Consider the following 16,913-nt stretch of genomic DNA (forward strand, 5'->3'; position numbering starts at 1 on the left):
GACGCGGCTCAGCCGGTGGTGCCGGAACGAATGGCGAAGACCTGGTCCAGTCCGGCCACGGCGAGGATGCGCAGGGTGTTGGCCGGGACGTCGAGCAGCGTCAGTTCGGCGCCCGCCGCGTGGGCCCGCTGCCGGGCGGCGAGCAGGGCGGTGATGCCGCTGGAGTCGCAGAAGTCCAGGCCGGACAGGTCGATGACCAGGCTCTGGCCACTGCTCAGGACCAGGGTGTGGAGCTGCTCACGCAGGTCCGCGGACTGCTCGTAGTCGAGCGCGCCGCTCACGTGCAGCACGGGACCGGATTCGGCGTCCTGGCGAGTGATGTTCAGTGGGCTCATTTCACTGCTTCGGTGTCGGACGGGCACTCGGGCGGGCGGGGACGCCGAGCGCGAGCAGGGCGGTGTCGTCGTCCAGACCCTGGCCGAAGCCCTCCAGCAGCTTGGTCAGGGAGGTGATCACCGCATCGGCCGAGGTGGAGAGGGAGTCGTCGAAGAAGGCGCGCAGGGCATCGTCGCCGAACATGCTCTCGCGGCTGCGTCCGGCGCGGGCCTCGGTGAGCCCGTCGGTGTAGAGCAGGATCGTGTCGCCGGGGCCGAGCTCGGTCTCCGCCGTGGTGAAGGGCGCGTCCGGCAGGGCGCCAACGAGCAGGCCTCCCGGGGTGGGGACGTAGTCCGTGCCGCCTTCGGCTCTTATGACCAGCGCCGGCGGGTGGCCGCCGGAGGCGAGGCGGATGGTGGCGCGCTCCCCGTCCGGTTCTATGACGCCGAAGATCGCGGTGCAGTAGCGGGGGTCGCCCCCGCCGGTGTAGCGGTCGTGCAGGACGGCGTTCAAGGTGGCGAGCGCCACGGCGGGCTCGGGGTCGTGCAGGGCGGCGGCGCGCAGGGTGTAGCGGGTCAGCGAGGTGAGCGAGGCCGCCTGGGGGCCCTTGCCGCACACGTCGCCGAGGAAGAACGCCCACCGCCCCCCGCCCAGGGGGAACAGGTCGTAGAAGTCGCCGCCCAGGAGGTCCGGGGACGCGGTGTGGTAGTAGACCGCGGTCTCGAGGCCGGGCACGTCGGGCAGCGTGTCGGGGACGAGGGTCTGCTGGAGGGCGGCGAGCGCGTCGGCGAGCCGTTCGCGGTCGGCCTCGGCCTGCCGGCGCGCCTGCTCGGCCTCCGCGCGCGACCGCTCGGCCTCCGCGTGTGCTTTCTCGGCCTCGGCCCGAGCCTCTTCGGCCTCCTGGCGCCGGCGCAGGAGTTCCTGCTCGTAGGCGCGCCGGTCGGAGGCGTCGAAGACGGTGGTACGGATCAGCAGCGGCTCGCCGTGGCTGCCATGCTTGACCAGGGAGGAGACGAGGACCGGCAGTCGGCGCCCGTCGGTGGCCTTCATCTCCAGCGCGATGCCGCCCAGCTCACCCTGCATGCGCAGCAGCGGGGCGAAGTGTGTCTCGTGATAGAGCTTCCCGCCGACGGTCAGGAGGTCGGCGAAGCGCATCTCGCCGACCACGGCGTCGCGCTCCATGCCGAGCCAGTCGAGCAGCGTCGAGTTGATCTTGGCGATGGTGCCGTCCATCAGCGTCGATAGGTAGCCGCACGGTGCCGATTCGTAGAGGTCCTCGGCGCTGTCCTCCAAAAGCGCCGTGAACGCGGCGTTCGTACCCGCCGCACCCCCGGCTCCCGGAGGCTCTCCGCACGGACGGCACATCACTGCCGTTCCTCCAGGAAACCGAGGATCGCTTCGGCGGTGGCCTCCGGCGCGCTGAGCTGCGGGCAGTGCCCGGTGGCGTCCAGGGTGACCAGGCGGGAGGCGGGGATCGCGTCGCGTACGTACGCGCCGACCTCGCGGGGCGCGATCACGTCCTCGGCGCACTCCAGCACGAGGGTCGGCACGGTCACGCTCTTCAGGTCCTCGCGGCTGTCGGACAGGAAGGTGGTCCGGGCGAAGACACGGGCGATGGCGGGGTCGGTGGCGCAGAAGCTGTTGGTCAGCTCCTCCCCCAGCTCGGGCCGCTCCGGATTGCCCATGATCATCGGGGCCATCGCGGAGGACCAGCCGAGGTAGTTCGACTCCAGCGAGGCCAGTAGTTCGTCGATGTCGTCGGCGGTGAAGCCGCCGCGGTAGCCGTCGCCGTCGATGTAGCAGGGCGAGGGGGCCACCATCACCAGCGCCCCGATCTGCTCCGGTGCCGCGTGTGCGGCCATCACCCCCACCATGGCGCTCACCGAGTGACCCACGAACACCGCCCCTTCCAGGTCCAGCTCCGCGCAGACCTCCACGACGTCCTGGGCGTAGCCGTGCAGGGAGGAGTACCGCTCCTGGCTCCAGGCCGACGCGTCCGAGCCGCCGGAGCCGACGTAGTCGAAGAGCACGACCCGGTGGCGCTCGGCGAGGGCGGGCACCACCAGCCGCCACATGTTCTGATCGCAACCGAATCCGTGCGCGAGGACCACCGCCGGCCCGTCGGGGGGGCCGGTGACTGTCACGTTGTTCCTATGGCGAATGTCCATGTCGGCCATCCTCACAGGCCACTGATCGCACTTGTCGACCGGGCCTCCACAAACGGAAGCAGGCAGGTCATATGCCCCATGGGCAGGGGATCATTTTCGGCCAACCTTAGTGCAGTGCTCAACAGGAGGCCAGGGCGGTCTGGCTGGCTCCGCAAGTGATCAATAGCCTGTGCGCGTTGCCTGTACCCACCAAGGAGCCCTATGTCCGCCGCGCTGCAGGTCCCCGACATCCTCTCGCCCGAGTTCGCCAAGGACCCCTACCCGGCCTACCGGGCGATGCGGGAGCGCGCGCCGCTCTTCTGGCACGAGGCGACACAGAGCTGGATCGTCTCGCGGTACGAGGACGTCGAGCGCGTGTTCAAGGACAAGGGCTCGCAGTTCACCACCGACAACTACGACTGGCAGATCGAGCCCGTCCACGGCAAGACGATCCTCCAGCTCAGCGGCCGTGAGCACGCCGTGCGGCGCGCGCTGGTCGCGCCCGCCTTCCGCGGCGGCGACCTGCGGGAGAAGTTCCTGCCCGTCATCGAGCGCAACTCCCGCGAACTGATCGACACCTTCCGCCACACGGGTGACGTGGACCTCGTGGCGGCCTACGCCACCCGCTTCCCCGTGAACGTGATCGCCGACATGCTGGGCCTCGACAAGGCCGACCACGCCCGCTTCCACGGCTGGTACACCACCGTCATCGCCTTCCTCGGCAATCTCGCGGGCGATCCGGAGGTCGCGGCGGCGGGCGAACGGACCCGGGTGGAGTTCGCCGAGTACATGATCCCGATCATCCGGGAGCGCCGCGAGCACCTCGGTGACGATCTGCTGTCCTCGCTGTGCGCCGCCGAGGTCGACGGGGTGCGCATGAGCGACGAGGACATCAAGGCCTTCTGCAGCCTGCTGCTCGCCGCCGGCGGCGAGACCACCGACAAGGCGATCGCCAGCATCTTCGCCAACCTCCTGACGCACCCCGAGCAGCTGGAGGCCGTCCGGCGGGACCGCACGCTGATCGCCAGGGCCTTCGCCGAGACCCTGCGGTACACGCCACCCGTCCACATGATCATGCGGCAGTCGGCGACCGACGTGGAGCTGTCCGGTGGCACCGTGCCCGCCGGGGCCACCGTGACCTGCCTGATCGGCTCCGCCAACCGTGACGAGCGGCGCTACCGCGACCCGGACCGCTTCGACATCTTCCGGGACGACCTGACCGCCACGACCGCGTTCTCGGCCGCGGCGGACCATCTCGCCTTCGCCCTCGGGCGGCACTTCTGCGTGGGCGCCCTGCTGGCCAAGGCCGAGGTGGAGATCGGCGTCGACCAGCTCCTGGACGCGATGCCCGACGTACGGCTCGCCGAGGGCTTCGACCCGGTGGAGCAGGGAGTGTTCACGCGGGGCCCGCAGTCCCTGCCTGTCCGGTTCACGCCCGTCCCTGCCTGACCGCGACGCGGGGCGCCACCCGGGTGGGCGGCGCCCCGTGCGGGCTCAGTGCGTGACCGGCGTGAACTGCACCGGCAGCGACATCAGGCCGCGCATCCAGATGGACGGGCGCCAGGTCAGCTCCTCGGGCTCCACCGCGAGCACGAGGTCGGGCAGCCGCTCCAGGAGCGTCTCGACGGCGGTGCGGGCGATCACGTCGGCCAGCAGCGGTGCCGGGTAGGGGCAGCGGTGCTCGCCGTGGCTGAAGGAGAGGTGGGCGGAGTTCTCCGGGCCGACGTGCGACTCGGGCCAGATCTGCGGGTCCGTGTTGGCCGCCGCGAGGCCGAGGACCAGGCAGTCGCCGGCCCGGATCTGCCGCCCGCCGAGCTGGGTGTCGCGTACCGCCCAGCGGCCGATGAAGTTCTGCGTCGGCGTGTCGAGCCACAGCACCTCGTTGAGGGCCTCGCCCACGCTCAGCCGTCCGCCGGAGACGTTCAGGGCGAACCGCTCGTCGGTCAGCATCAGGCGCAGCGTGTTGCAGATCCAGTTCGCCGTGGGCTGCTGGGCCGCCGCGATGATGGAGATCAGGTCCTGGACGATCTCCTCGTCGGTCAGGCCCGCCGGATGCAGCAGCATCCGCGAGGTGACGTCCGCGCCGGGCCGCTCCCGCTTCTCCTTGACCAGGAGCTGGATGCGCTCGCCGACGCGGGTGTACGCCGCCACGGGGTCGTCGCCCTCCCCCGCGTCGAGGGAGATCCGCAGGTCCTCGACGAGCTGCTGGGTGTCGGTGCCGGTGTGCGGCATGCCGCACATCTGCACGGCGGCCCGCATGGGCAGGGCGTGGGCGTACGCGCTCATCAGCTCCGCCTGGCCGCTGCCGGCGAACGAGGCGATCAGGCGGTCGGCGATCCGGCCGCTGTCCCGGGCGAGTTCGAACTGGTCGACTCCTTCGAGGGCCTCGGTGATCACGCCGGCCCGCCTGCGGTGCTCCTCACCCTCGGTGAAGAGCACGGAGGGCTGGTAGCCGACGAACGGCATCAGGGGCCAGTCGGCGGGGATGCGGTCCCACTGGTTCCAGCGGCGCGAGTCCCGGGCGAACAGCTCGTCGTGGCCGGTCACATAGCTGACCTCGGAGTAGCCCAGTACCAGCCACGCGGGCACGTCCCCGTCGAGCAGCACCGGCGCGACCGCGCCGTGCTCGCGGCGCAGGCTGCGGTAGAGCTGCGCGGGCGTCTGCTGGTACTCCAGACCGCCCAGGCGTACGCCGCCCGCGTGAGCGGGACACCCCGGCGGCGGGGCGCTCGGCTCGTAAGGGGATCCGGTCGGCTCGGTCACGGTGTCATCTCCTGGGCCATGGCCAGTTTGTAGAGGTGGTCCACGAGGGTGATCAGGACGTCCTTGCCCGACGATCTGACCCTCGCGTCGCAGTCGATCAGGGGGACGTGCCCGGGCAGCGCGAGGGCCTGGCGTATCTCCTCCAGCGAGTGCCTGGAGGTGTCGTCGTCGAACCGGTTGACCGCCACCACGAACGGCGTCTTGTGGTGTTCGAGGCGGTCGATCGCGTACCAGGAGTCGTCCATGCGCCGGGTGTCGACGAGGACGACGGCGCCCAGCGTGCCGGAGAAGAGGCGGTCCCACAGAAACCAGAAGCGCTCCTGGCCCGGGGCTCCGAACAGATAGAGCACCACGCGCTCGTTGAGGCTGATCCGGCCGAAGTCGAAGGCCACCGTCGTGGTGGTCTTGGCGGCCACCTCGGTCGTCTCGTCGACGCCGACACCGGCCTGCGTCATCACCTCTTCGGTGTTCAGCGGCCGGATCTCGCTGACCGAACGGACCAGGGTCGTCTTGCCGACGCCGAATCCGCCCACGACGACTATCTTCAGCCCGGTCTCGGCGGTGTCGGACAGCGGAGTACGGGAAGGCAGCTCAGAGGTTGCGGAGCCCATGGAGCACCTCCTTGAGAAGGGCGGATTCGGGGATCGAGGCGACCGAGTGGGCCGCACGGGGATGACGGGCCGTGATCCGGCCCATGGCGAGCATGTCGCCCAGCAGAATCCGCACCACGGTGATCGGCAGCTTGAGCTCCGCGGCGATCTCCACCACGGCCGAAGGATGCCGGCACAGGTCGAGGATGCGGGCGTGCTCCGACTGCATGCCCGCGGCCGGCTCGCACTCGCTCACCACCAGCGTGACCAGGTCGAACGAGTCGTCGTCGGCCCGGCTGCGGCCGCCGGTGACCGTGTAGAGCCGGTCCGGGTCACCGATGTCCACGGGCCTGCGCGGCGTCACGAGGAGCCGCTGCCTTCACCCTCGGCGCGCGGTTCGGCACGCAGGTGCTCCCCGATCTGCTCCACCAGCTCGGTCATCTGGTGGCCCACCACGCCCGGGTCGGCGTTCTCGTCCGCGATGACCGCCAGGTGGGCGCCCAGCCCCGCTTCGACGATGAAGAGCAGCCCGCCGTGGAACTCGGTCATGGAGTGCCGGACGCCGCCGGTTCCGTCGCCGAACTCGGCGGACGCGCCCTGGGCGAGGGCCTGGATGCCGGAACAGATCGCCGACAGCTGGTCGGCCTGGTCCAGCGTCAGATGCTCGCTCCAGCACAGCTTCAGGCCGTCCCGGGAGAGCACCAGGGCGTGCCGCGTGCCCGGGGTGCGCTGGAGAAGGCTCTGCAGGAGCCAGGTCAGGCTGTTGTCAGTGGTCTGCATGGTGGGTGGGGCGAGGTGCTTCGGGCATGCCCAGTCACCGGCCCGTGCCTCCAATCTCACGATCTTGAGCGGGGGAAGGGGGAAGGGGGCGCCGGACCCGGGCGCCGTGCGGGGGTTTCGTCCTACTCGGCCGGTGGCCGACCGGGTGCGGCGGGGTGGCCGGGCGCGTCCGGGGGCTCGGGGGCCGTCGGGAAGGCCGGGGCGCCCCCGGCGCGGCGCGCGCGGTGGAAGGCGCCGAAGCGGGCACCGGCGTCCCGCGCGGGCTGCCCCGTCTCGCCGGGGAAGTCCCCGGTCCCCGGAGCGGACGCGGCGTCGGAGGCCGCCTTGCGCTGACGGCGTTCGCGGTCCGCCTCGGCCATGGTGCGGCCGGGGGCGCGCACGGGCAGGCCGTTTGGCGTGGCGGCGGAAGCGGTCGCGGGAGCGGTCCGCGCCGGCCGGGCGGTGGCGTCCGCGGCCGGGGGCAGCGCCGCGGGGGGCATCGCGCCGGCGGCGGGGAGCGCGGCGGCCGCGGGAGCCTCGGGGAGGGTGGGGTACGCCTCTGCCGTCGCAGCGGGCGCGGTGGGGAGCGGCGGGGTCGGCGGCGCGGTGTCGCGGCGTACGGCCGGCTGCTGCGGGGCGGGGTCGCGCTGCTGGGCGAGGAGCTGCGGCGGCAGGAGGACGACGACGCCGGTGCCGCCTCGCGAGGAGGGGCGGAAGTTGACGCTCATGCCGTACTTGGCGGCGAGGCGTCCGACGACGGCGAGGCCGAGGCGGGTGCCCTGGAGCGAGGCAAGGTCCGTGATCTTCCCGGAGACGGACTCCTCCGCGCGGCGCATGGCCGCGTCGGCCATACGCAGGCCGCTGTCCTCGATGGTGACGACGATCCCGGCGCTGCGTTCCTCGACGTAGACGTGGACCTCGTCGATGGGCGGGGAGAAGTTCGCCGCGTTGTCCATGAGTTCGGCGAGCAGGTGCATGACGCTCTCGGCGGCGAATCCGGCGACGGCGACGGTGGTCGAGCAGTGCAGCCGTACCCGCTGGTAGGCGGAGATCCGGCCGACGGCGCCCCGCAGGATGCTCTCCATGACGATCGGCTTGTTCCACGCACGGCTGGAGCGGCCGCCCATGAGCAGGGCCAGGCGGTCGGTCATCAGGCCGAGCTGGGAGGTGCTGTGGTCCAGCTTCAGCAGGTCGCCGAAGACCTCGACGCCATGGCGCTCCTGCATGTCCCGCAGGTCGGCGAGCATGCTCACGGACTTGGCCTGGACGCGGCTCAGCGCCTTGGCCGAGGCTGCCTGGGCGGCGGCGGCGCGGCGCTCGCTGTGCGCGAGTTCGCGGATGAACGATTCCGCGGGCAGGCGCAGCAGGGGGTTCTGCGGCCACTGGAGGGTGGCCAGGACGGTGTCGGCGGAGGCTCCCTCGCGCAGCTGCTCGATCGCGGCGGGCATGGTCACCTTGGTGAGCATGTCGAACTCGCCGGTGGCCTGGGCCAGTTGTCCCTGCGCGTGGTCGCGCTGGGCCTCAACGGCCTTGGCGTAGTGCACCGATTCCTCCATGGCGGAGGCGAACGTGTGCACGATCTGGCGCAGTTGGGGGTCCGAGGGGGGCGCGGTGTTCGCCAGGACCTCCCCCGCCGGCGCACCGTCGCGCAGCTGCTTGACGAGCATGGGGAGGGTGACGTTCGCCAGGTGCGCGGACTCGGCGCCCTGGCGGCCGAGCTGGGCCTTCAGGGCGTCGGCCTCGGCGCGTTCCGCGGCGGCCGAACGGCGGGCGCGCTGCCCGGCGGCGGAGCCGACGAGCAGACAGACGGCCAGGCACAGCCAGCCGACCGCCGTCGAGGCCGCCGTCCAGCCACGAGCGGCGGCCGGTGCCGCGGCGACCGCGAGGGCGCCGGCGCCGCCGGTCACCGCCAGCACGCCGACGGGCACCGCCCACGCGGGGCGCCCTGCCTTCGCTATGCGGCGCGGGCTGGGAGGAGCAGGCACTGACATTCAGCGGTCCCTCGGTCCTTGAGTGCAGGCGGACAGCGAGCCGATCGATGCGCATCGGTCGCAGGCCCGGAAGGGGACGCCAAGAGGACGTCGATCTTCCGGACCTCACATCGCGCCATGCTAGCCACTCGTTTGGGCGCGAACGTCAGCGAGGTGGAACTCCTTGCCCCGCAGGGAAGTTCGTCGTGATCTCGCCCCTTCGAACACGCGTCGGTGATAGAGGAGTTCGACTCTTTCCGGACGCAGGGGACTCCGCTGGGGCGCGGGCGGTATTTGACTGCCTCTTGGCACGCACACTCCGGGCCGCAGCGGGTACACGCAGCGGTGCAGGCAACCGTTCACCCCCGCTCTAGGAGGAGTCATGCCGGGAATGATGACGAAGATCAAGGATTTCGTCCGGAGTCCGCAGGGCCGGCGCACCGTGGAGCAGGTTCGTCGCGCCTCCGCCGACCCGCGGCGCCGTGCCCAGGCGCAGAGTCTCCTGGGCAAGCTGCGCCGGCGGTGACGTGCCCGGCGGGCCTCGGCGGGTGAGACACCGGTCGGGGCGGCAAGCGGGGACGGACGCATATCCGTTCGCCTGATCCGGACCGCGCGTCCTACGCTCGGCCGCATGAGCAAGCCGCTTGTCGCCCTGCTGACCGGGGCGGGCATCTCCACGGACTCCGGCATTCCCGACTACCGCGGGCCGGGCGGCCTGTGGCGGCGCGACCCCGAGGCCGAGAAGCTCGTCACGTACGACTTCTACATGGGTGATCCCGAGATCCGGCGCCGGTCGTGGCGGATGCGCCGCGAGACCCACACGCTAGGGGCCCGGCCCAACGCGGCGCACCACGCGGTGGCCGCCCTGGAGCGCTCCGGCGTTCCCGTACGGGTGATCACCCAGAACGTGGACGGACTGCACCAGCTCGCGGGCCTCCCCGAGCGCAAGGTGCTCGAACTGCACGGTTCGGCGCGGTCGGTGGTGTGCACCGGCTGCCGTGCGCGCGCTCCGATGGAGGAGGCGCTGGCCCGGGTCGAGGCGGGTGAGGCCGATCCGCCGTGCCAGATCTGCGGGGGCATCCTGAAGTCGGCGACGGTGATGTTCGGCGAGCACCTGGATCCGGTGGTCCTCGGCGAGGCGGTGGCGATCACCAAGGCCTGCCAGGTGTTCATCGCGGTCGGCACCAGCCTCCAGGTCCACCCGGCCGCCGGACTGGCCGGGCTCGCCGTCGACCACGGCGCACGGCTGATCATCGTCAACGCCGAGCCGACACCGTATGACGACCGTGCCGATCGCCTCGTGCGCGAACCGATCGGCACGGCCCTTCCGGAACTGCTGCGGTCCGAGGAAGTGACGTAGGGGCACTGGGCCGGTTGCCCTCGTGCGGATGCGCCGAGGGGCTTGGCGCGGTCCACTGCCTGCGTGGAACGCGGCAGGGAAGGAACCGGTCTCGTGGCGGAACAGGGCAAGGTCGTGGTCATCACCGGGGCGTCGAGCGGTGTCGGGAGGGCCTGTGCCCTGCGGTTCGCCTCGCGGGGCTGGTCGGTGGTGCTCGCCGCGCGGCGGGCCGCCGAGTTGGCGGAGGTCGCCGCCGGGTGCCGGAAGCACCGGGGCGCGCGGGCCCTCGTCGTTCCCACGGACGTGACGGATCCGGAGGCGGTCGACCGGCTCGCCCGGCGGGCCGTCGCCGCGTACGGCCGGATCGACGTGTGGGTCAACAACGCGGCCGTGGCCGCCTTCGGCTCGCTCCAGGAGATTCCCCCGGAGGTCTTCCGGCGGGTCCTCGACGTCGACGTCCTGGGCTGTGTGCACGGCGCCCGCGCCGCGCTCGGCGTGATGTGCGGGCAGGGCGGCGGCACCCTGGTCAACGTCTCCTCGGTCGTCGGGGCCGGCGTCGTGCCGTACAACATCCCCTACGTCGTCTCGAAGGCGGCGGTGCGGGCGCTGGGCGGCAGTCTGCGCCAGGAGATGCGGCTGGCGGGGCAGCGCGGCGTCCACGTGTGCACGGTGCTGCCCGCGACCATGGACACGCCGTTCTTCGAGAGCGCCGCCAACTATTCGGGCCGCAAGGTGCTTCCCATGGCGCCCGTGTACACGGCCGAACGCGCGGCGCGGACGGTGTTCCGGCTGGCCCGCCGCCCGCGCCGGGAGGTGTACGTCGGTCCGGCCGGCCGACTGCTCGGGATCCAGGCGAAAGTGGCGCCCGCGCTCGTGGAGCGGCTCCTGGCACACCAGATGGACCGCTCCCACCTCTCGCGCGAGGAGAGCGCCGCACCCACGTCCGGCAATGTGCTGCGTCCGCTCCCCCGCCCCGGCTCGGTGGGCGGCGGGTGGCACGGACGCAGGCGTACGGCGGTACGGAGGCTCGGTACCGTGACCCTGGCCGCCGGGGTCGTTCTCGCGATGGGCCGACGCGCGTGCGGCGGACCCGGACGGAGGTAGCCGCCCGGGTCCGCCGCGCGCGGTGGGTCAGACGGCTGCCGGGAAGCGGTCCCAGACGCGGTGCTGACCGAGCAGCCCGGCCACTTGCTCCAGCGCCTCCACGCCGCCGCCGGCGAGGACGACACCCGGTGCCGTATCGGTGATGCCGGCCGCTCGGAGCGCCGCGTCCGCCCCGGCCCAGCCGCCGATCGCCTTGCCGTGGCGGAAGGCCTCGGCCGCCATCAGCAGGATGCGCGGGTCCACGGCGGTCCCGGTGCCCGACGGTTCACCGGCCTTGGCGTCCCTGGCTCCGTACGCGTCGGCCCCGGGCGCCGGGGCCCCGGCGATCAGGAGCGCGTCGAACTCGACGGACCGGGCGTTGGCGAACGTCCGCTGGACGGCGATCGGCTCCTTGCCCGCGTCCAGTTGGCCGCCGGTGGGGGCGACGATGAGCGGCACCATGCCCGCGTCGAGCACGGCGCGGCGCACCGAGCGCAGCCCGTCGAGGTCACTCTCCCCGTCCGTGACGATGCCGATGATCCGGCCCTCCACGGGCCAGGTCTTGCCGATCTGGGAGAGGGCGGGGCTGGGCTCCGGGTCGGCCAGGTTCTCGGTCGGCTGCGGCGCGGGCAGGCCGAGGCCGGTGGCGACCTGCCGGCACAGCTCGGTGTCGATGTTGGCGAGGACCTGGAGCGCCCGTTCCTTGATGGCCTGCTCGTAGCACTTGCTCAGCTCGAAGGTGTACGCGGCGATGATGTGCTCCTGCTCGACGGGCGTCATGGAGCGCCAGAAGAGCCGGGGCTGGCTGAAGTGGTCGGCGAAGGAGGCCGGGGCCTGCCGGACCTTCTGCGCGGCCGGCACCTCGACGGGCACCTCGACGAAGGCGCCGTTGTCCGCGCCCGCGAGGAAGGGGCAGCCGCCGTCGAGGGAGTTGGGCCGGTAGGGGGCGGTGCCGGCGTGGACGGCGGTCTGGTGCATGCCGTCGCGCAGCATGTCGTTGACCGGCGCGTGGGTGCGGTTGATGGGCAGCTGGCCGAAGTTGGGGCCGCCGAGCCGGCTGATCTGCGTGTCCAGGTACGAGAAGAGGCGGCCGGTGAGCAGCGGGTCGTCGGTGATGTCGATGCCCGGGACGAGGTGGCCGGGGTGGAAGGCGACCTGCTCGGTCTCGGCGAAGTAGTTGGTCGGGTTCGCGTTCAGGGTGAGCAGCCCGATCGGCTGTACGGGCGCGAGCTCCTCGGGAACGATGTTGGTGGGGTCGAGCAGGTCGATGCCCTGGAAGCTCTGCTCGGGGTTGTCGGGGAAGACCTGGATGCCCAGTTCCCACTGCGGGAAGGCGCCCGCCTCGATGGCGTCGGCGAGGTCGCGGCGGTGGAAGTCGGGGTCCATGCCATTGGTGATCTGGGCTTCTTCCCAGGTCAGGGAGTGCACGCCGAGCTTCGGCTTCCAGTGGAACTTGACGAGGGTGGTGGCGCCCTCGCTGTTCACGAGCCGGAAGGTGTGGACCCCGAAGCCCTCCATCATGCGGTAGGAGCGCGGGATGCCGCGGTCCGACATGTTCCACAGCGTGTGGTGGGCCGCTTCCGTGTGGAGGGTCACGAAGTCCCAGAACGTGTCGTGCGCGCTCTGGGCCTGCGGGATCTCCCGGTCGGGGTGCGGCTTGCCCGCGTGGATGATGTCGGGGAACTTGATGGCGTCCTGGATGAAGAAGACCGGGATGTTGTTGCCGACGAGGTCGAAGGTGCCTTCCTCGGTGTAGAACTTGGTGGCGAATCCCCGGGTGTCGCGGACCGTGTCCGAGGAGCCGCGGGAGCCGAGGACCGTGGAGAAGCGCACAAAGACGGGTGTCTCGGCGTCCTTGGCGAGGAACGCCGCCTTGGTGACGTTCGCCGCCGTCCCGTACCCCTTGAAGATGCCGTGGGCCGCCGCTCCGCGGGCGTGGACCACGCGCTCGGGGATGCGCTCGTGGTCGAAGTGCGTGATCTTCTCGCGCAGGTGGTGGTCCTGGAGCAGGACCGGCCCGCGGGCGCCGGCCTTGAGCGAGTGGTCCGTCTCGTACAGGCGGGCGCCCTGCGCCGTGGTCAGGTAGGCGCCGCTCTGGGCGCGCGCGGAGGCGGGGGCGCCGGTGGGCTTGCCCGTCGGGGAGACCGCTTCCGGGCTCTCCTGGTCGGGCTTGGGCGGCAGGGGTTCGTGCGGCTCGGTGGGCTCGGCGACCGTCGGGGGCTGGGGGGCCGGGGCTCCGGGGATGTCGTTGCGGTGCTCGTCGCTCATGGTCGCTCCAGAAGTGAGGGAGGGGGGTGTCACAGCCATGGCCTCGGCGGGGCCCGCCCAAACAGGACGTTCGCCCGTCCAGCCGTGCCCCTGCGGCGAAAGCCGCCCAGGGGCACAGGCGCCGTGTCCGACGGGTCGCCCGTTGTGGGGAAGAGGCCGCGGGACGAGAGGGGCGATGGACGGCGGCACGGTCGGGTGCCGCCTGCTGCGCCTGCCGCCCCGTGTTCCCGAGGTCCACGGGGCGAAACGGAATACCTGGGGCGGGCGGAGCGCGCCCGGCTCAGGCGGCCAGGCTGGAGTCGTCCTGGGAGGCCACTCCGGCGAGCTGGGCCCTGGCCGCCGCGATGGCCGCGTCGAGCGTGCGCGTGCCGGTGGAGACGCAGAGGGTGTAGGTGACGTCGTCGAGCTGTCGGCGGACTTCGGCGGAGTCCTCCTTCGCCTGGAGCTCTCTCAGCGTCGCGTGGTTCTCGAGCAGGGCGTGCACGAAGGAGGGGTGGGGCCTGAGCACGGGGTGGTCCTTCCGTCCGATGCGAGGAATCGCGGTTCTGGTGCGGGAAGCGCCGTTCGGCTGTCCCCTTGTGCCCCTGGGGGCGGGCGGTATTCACACAATTTCGGGCGGGCTCGTGAGATGTCCTTTACCGCCCTGCTCCGGGGTGGGGCCATAGGGGGCAATGGCGGGCACCGCGAGCGACGCGGGTGTTTTCGATGTCGCTCGCAGGGCAACCGGTAGGAACAGCAATACGGCGCTCAGCGATTAGCCAGTCGCCGGTGAACAGACCATGGAGGCCCTGACATGCTGAAGGCCATCGCAGACATCTTCCGTGCCATCGGCGGAGCCATCGCCACGGTGGTCACGCTCCCGTTCCGTGCCGTCGCGCGGCTCTTCGGCGGCGCTTCCAACACCGCTCACGGTCGCCACTGACGGCAGGGCCGCATCCAGGTCACAGCGCCGACTTCCGCACCGTCGCCACGCTTGCGCGACGAGGTCGTCCCGCGACTGTCGCGGAGGACTCATCAGGCGCATACTTGGAAATAATTCAGAGGGTCGGAGGATCCAATGATCGCACTCGGCGTCATCCTGCTCGTTATCGGTCTGGTGACCGGTATATCCATTCTGTGGACCATCGGTCTCATCCTGGTCGTCATCGGTGCCGCCCTGTGGGTGCTCGGCTCCGTCGGCCACGCCGTCGGCGGTCGGCGACACTACTGGTAGTGGCAACCCGGTACCTTCTGTGACCGCGGGCCGGTGGCTCTGAACCACCGGCCCGCGGCGAGGCCGTCCCCACGCCGCTCCCCCAGCCGGCGAACCGTTCCCCGAACGGATCGCCGGCTCTGTCATGTTCTGGCGCAGCCACTGCGGACAGGTCGAGGCGACCACTCCTGCGGACAGGGCGAGGCGACCACCTGAGAGGCCCACGCCAAACCCCCACGCATCGTAGCGGCCCTGACCCCCCGTCACATCTCACACGCCCGCCGTTCGCGTTTTTCCTGTGCCTTCAACTCCCCTACGCGGGACAGGCGTTGCAGCGACAGCGGTGCGCAGGGATGAGCGCGACAGTCGCCTCGTACGCCGCTCCCCTCAACTGCCCTCCGCTCCCGGCCACTTGCGGGCAGGCGGCGGCGCGTATCGGCTCATGTACAGCGACGAGAACAGGACTGAAGCGCTTCTCCGGCGACCAGTTGTTGCGAACTAAACAGACATAACTGACGTATTGCCCTAAACTGGGCCGAGGGTGGGCGTCACCGGACATGGTGACGACGTAATCAATTGAGGAGGCAACATGCTTGCTCAGCAAACACCACTTCTCGTCACTCCTACGGATGCCCCGGCGCTCGGCACGACCATGGTTGAGCCCGAGGCGATGGTGAGCGACGCGCCGATCTACACGCCGCAGGCCGCAGGTGTGCTCCTGCTGCTGGCGCTTCTCTCCCCCGCGGAGCCGAAGGAGCCGAAGGGCAAGTGAGTCCCGATCAGTCGCAGACCGCGTATGCGACGTCCGCGGCTGACCTGGCTCTTCGTGTCCTTGATGCCCTCCGGGGCATTGAGGGCACGGCCATGGTCGCCCAGCACGTCGAACGCGCCGACGACCCCAAGGCAGCCCTCGCCGGGCTCCGCGTGCTCGGCGCCGACCTCTTCGCCCCGTACGTTCTGGGCAACGCGGTGTTCCACCCGCAGGACGCGGCAGCCGTCACCCAGTCGTTCGCCGTCTTCCCGGCAGCGGTGACCACGCCTCCCGCTCCCCCGCAAGGGGCTCCGGAACCTTGGCTCGTCGCCTGGCGGGACTGGGCCACCGCCACACTCCTGACCCGCTTCACCGACCCACCCGGCGCGGCCGAACCCGTCGGTGCCGGTACGGGCCCGGGCGCCGGGCCCCTCGCCCCACGGCCCTCGGGAGCCCCTGACCTCGACCGCCCAGGGCCCGCCACCGGCTGGCAGCACTGGTCCGTCCGCATGGGCCAGCTCTCCCCCCTCGCCCTGCCGGGGCTCGGCGGCCCCGTGCACGACGCCGCCCGCGCCGCCCCGCTCGCCCTCGCGCGCGGCGCCACCCGCTCTGTGCTGCGCCGTGACTTCCCCACCGCCGCCCGCATCGCGCGCTGGCTCGCCCTGCTGGGCGCGGAGGGCGTGTCCCTGCCCCTCGACCCCGCTCCCCTGGTCGCGCACCTGCGCCTGCTCGGCGGCGGACCGCGCCTCGCGCTCGACGTGGCGATCTCGGGGCGACTGCTCGCACTGGAGGATCCGTGACGGCGTCCGTGACCCAGACCGCGCACCAGGTGAGCGCCCAGGCCCTGAGCTGGCTGTACACCCACCGCGAGCGTGGCGCGCTGCCCACCGACACCACCGCCGACCTCGGTGACCCCGACAGCGTCTACAAACCCCTCGGCGAGACCGCGCTCGCCGCCTCCCTCGTGCTGCGCGAGTCGGCCGCCGGAAGCGCCGAACTGGCCATGGCACGAGAGCTGCTGAGCTTCAGCTGGAGCCAGTTCGGCGACGGCGACATGCTGTACGAGCGGTTGCTGCGGTTCTCGCTGCTGACCGACCCCCTGGAGGCGTACGCCCCGTTCGCCCGCTGCGGCCTGCGCCACGAAGCCCTCGACCGGCTGCTCGCCCACACCACTTCCCTGCGCTCGGTCCGGGCCGCCGAGCTGATGCCCAACCGCAGACTGGCCGTCGCGAACGCGGCTCGCGTCATCGGCCTCGACCCGCGGGGCGGCTCGTACGACTGGCCGGCGCTGACCCGTGCCACCTGGCTGGGCGGCACGCCCGAGCCCTGGCTGATCGACTGGATGACCGGCTACTGCGTCACCCACACCGTCTTCCATCTCACCGACTGGGGCGGCGCGCCGGCCGGGCTGCCCGACGACCTCGCCGCGTACGTCGGCACCTGGCTGCCCGTGTGGATCGACATCTGGGCCGAGATCGAGCAGTGGGACCTGATGGCCGAGCTGATGATCGTCGGGTGCTGCCTCAAGGAGCCCTACTGCGAGCCCGCCGACTGGGAGCGGCTCGCGCGGGTCCAGCATGCCGACGGCCTCGTGCCCCGCGACGGCGGGCCGGTCACCGATGACCCGGACCGGCGGTTCGCCGACCACCAGCACACCGCCGTGGTGGCCGCGGTCGCCGGCAGCCTCGCGGTCTCCCGCACCCTGGGAGGGACGGCGGCGCCGCGGTGAGGCCGGC

19 protein-coding genes are annotated in these 16,913 nt (G+C 71.7%); 9 read left to right on the forward strand and 10 right to left on the reverse strand.

Translation table 11 applies throughout. From position 1 onward, the window contains the following. Positions 1 to 8: 8 nt before the first annotated feature. The 3 genes from ACZ516_RS11525 to ACZ516_RS11535 are packed head-to-tail and all read right to left on the reverse strand — an operon-like array spanning position 9 to position 2,483. Positions 9 to 335, reverse strand: coding sequence for an STAS domain-containing protein (locus ACZ516_RS11525; RefSeq protein ID WP_358589259.1), 327 nt, complete (start codon positions 333 to 335; stop codon positions 9 to 11). 1 nt (position 336) lies between these two features. Then, on the reverse strand, positions 337 to 1,680 hold the full coding sequence (locus ACZ516_RS11530; RefSeq protein WP_469009821.1) for a PP2C family protein-serine/threonine phosphatase: 1,344 nt from the start codon (positions 1,678 to 1,680) through the stop codon (positions 337 to 339). Then, a complete protein-coding gene (locus ACZ516_RS11535; RefSeq protein ID WP_361084924.1) occupies positions 1,680 to 2,483 on the reverse strand; it encodes an alpha/beta fold hydrolase in 804 nt (267 codons plus the stop codon). Before ACZ516_RS11535 ends, ACZ516_RS11530 begins: the two co-directional genes overlap by 1 nt. Positions 2,484 to 2,684: 201 nt before the next feature. On the opposite strand from ACZ516_RS11535, the gene ACZ516_RS11540 reads away from it, so the two are divergent. Then, positions 2,685 to 3,911 carry a cytochrome P450 gene (locus tag ACZ516_RS11540; RefSeq protein WP_361084927.1) on the forward strand — a complete coding sequence of 409 codons (1,227 nt, stop codon included), beginning with the start codon at positions 2,685 to 2,687 and terminating at the stop codon, positions 3,909 to 3,911. Between the two features lie 45 nt (positions 3,912 to 3,956). Here ACZ516_RS11540 and ACZ516_RS11545 read toward each other — a convergent pair whose 3' ends face one another. From ACZ516_RS11545 to ACZ516_RS11565, 5 genes are all read right to left on the reverse strand, one after another. Continuing rightward, positions 3,957 to 5,225, reverse strand: a complete 1,269-nt coding sequence (locus tag ACZ516_RS11545) for a cytochrome P450 (protein WP_361084930.1) — start codon at positions 5,223 to 5,225, stop codon at positions 3,957 to 3,959. Continuing rightward, a complete protein-coding gene (locus ACZ516_RS11550; protein WP_358909792.1) occupies positions 5,222 to 5,836 on the reverse strand; it encodes a GTP-binding protein in 615 nt (204 codons plus the stop codon). Before ACZ516_RS11550 ends, ACZ516_RS11545 begins: the two co-directional genes overlap by 4 nt. After that, positions 5,817 to 6,179, reverse strand: coding sequence for a DUF742 domain-containing protein (locus tag ACZ516_RS11555; RefSeq protein ID WP_358589273.1), 363 nt, complete (start codon positions 6,177 to 6,179; stop codon positions 5,817 to 5,819). The genes ACZ516_RS11550 and ACZ516_RS11555 overlap by 20 nt, the downstream gene beginning before the upstream one ends. After that, positions 6,176 to 6,595 carry a roadblock/LC7 domain-containing protein gene (locus ACZ516_RS11560; RefSeq protein WP_358589276.1) on the reverse strand — a complete coding sequence of 140 codons (420 nt, stop codon included), beginning with the start codon at positions 6,593 to 6,595 and terminating at the stop codon, positions 6,176 to 6,178. The genes ACZ516_RS11555 and ACZ516_RS11560 overlap by 4 nt, the downstream gene beginning before the upstream one ends. Before the next feature lie 122 nt (positions 6,596 to 6,717). After that, positions 6,718 to 8,565 carry a sensor histidine kinase gene (locus tag ACZ516_RS11565; protein WP_469009823.1) on the reverse strand — a complete coding sequence of 616 codons (1,848 nt, stop codon included), beginning with the start codon at positions 8,563 to 8,565 and terminating at the stop codon, positions 6,718 to 6,720. A gap of 370 nt (positions 8,566 to 8,935) precedes the next feature. Between ACZ516_RS11565 and ACZ516_RS11570 the strand changes: the two genes are divergently transcribed. The 3 genes from ACZ516_RS11570 (at position 8,936) to ACZ516_RS11580 (ending at position 10,987) form a co-directional block, all read left to right on the forward strand. Then, a complete protein-coding gene (locus ACZ516_RS11570) occupies positions 8,936 to 9,070 on the forward strand; it encodes a hypothetical protein (protein WP_358584531.1) in 135 nt (44 codons plus the stop codon). A 105-nt stretch (positions 9,071 to 9,175) separates the two neighbouring features. After that, positions 9,176 to 9,904: an SIR2 family NAD-dependent protein deacylase gene (locus ACZ516_RS11575; RefSeq protein WP_469009825.1), complete on the forward strand. Its 729-nt coding sequence runs from the start codon at positions 9,176 to 9,178 to the stop codon at positions 9,902 to 9,904. Positions 9,905 to 9,967: 63 nt separating this feature from the next. Then, entirely contained in the window at positions 9,968 to 10,987 is a 1,020-nt protein-coding gene (locus tag ACZ516_RS11580) for an SDR family oxidoreductase (protein ID WP_358584526.1), read from the forward strand. Between the two features lie 27 nt (positions 10,988 to 11,014). Here ACZ516_RS11580 and ACZ516_RS11585 read toward each other — a convergent pair whose 3' ends face one another. Beyond that, positions 11,015 to 13,234 carry a catalase gene (locus tag ACZ516_RS11585; RefSeq protein WP_358584524.1) on the reverse strand — a complete coding sequence of 740 codons (2,220 nt, stop codon included), beginning with the start codon at positions 13,232 to 13,234 and terminating at the stop codon, positions 11,015 to 11,017. Positions 13,235 to 13,514: 280 nt separating this feature from the next. After that, entirely contained in the window at positions 13,515 to 13,742 is a 228-nt protein-coding gene (locus tag ACZ516_RS11590) for a DUF5133 domain-containing protein (RefSeq protein WP_358584523.1), read from the reverse strand. Between the two features lie 285 nt (positions 13,743 to 14,027). Here ACZ516_RS11590 and ACZ516_RS11595 point away from each other — a divergent pair, with 285 nt between their 5' ends. The 5 genes from ACZ516_RS11595 (at position 14,028) to ACZ516_RS11615 (ending at position 16,906) form a co-directional block, all read left to right on the forward strand. Next, positions 14,028 to 14,156 (forward strand): LPFR motif small protein, encoded by a 129-nt coding sequence (locus ACZ516_RS11595; protein WP_358699524.1) that lies wholly within the window; start codon positions 14,028 to 14,030, stop codon positions 14,154 to 14,156. 135 nt (positions 14,157 to 14,291) lie between these two features. Then, entirely contained in the window at positions 14,292 to 14,447 is a 156-nt protein-coding gene (locus tag ACZ516_RS11600) for a DUF6131 family protein (RefSeq protein WP_358584521.1), read from the forward strand. A 568-nt stretch (positions 14,448 to 15,015) separates the two neighbouring features. After that, positions 15,016 to 15,198: a hypothetical protein gene (locus ACZ516_RS11605; protein WP_358584520.1), complete on the forward strand. Its 183-nt coding sequence runs from the start codon at positions 15,016 to 15,018 to the stop codon at positions 15,196 to 15,198. Then, positions 15,195 to 15,977, forward strand: coding sequence for a hypothetical protein (locus tag ACZ516_RS11610; protein ID WP_469009828.1), 783 nt, complete (start codon positions 15,195 to 15,197; stop codon positions 15,975 to 15,977). The genes ACZ516_RS11605 and ACZ516_RS11610 overlap by 4 nt, the downstream gene beginning before the upstream one ends. Next, complete coding sequence (locus ACZ516_RS11615) at positions 15,974 to 16,906, forward strand: DUF6895 family protein (RefSeq protein ID WP_469009829.1); 933 nt, start codon at positions 15,974 to 15,976, stop codon at positions 16,904 to 16,906. Before ACZ516_RS11610 ends, ACZ516_RS11615 begins: the two co-directional genes overlap by 4 nt. Positions 16,907 to 16,913 lie beyond the last annotated feature (7 nt).

The sequence above is a fragment of the Streptomyces sp. NPDC034037 genome, assembly GCF_055575715.1.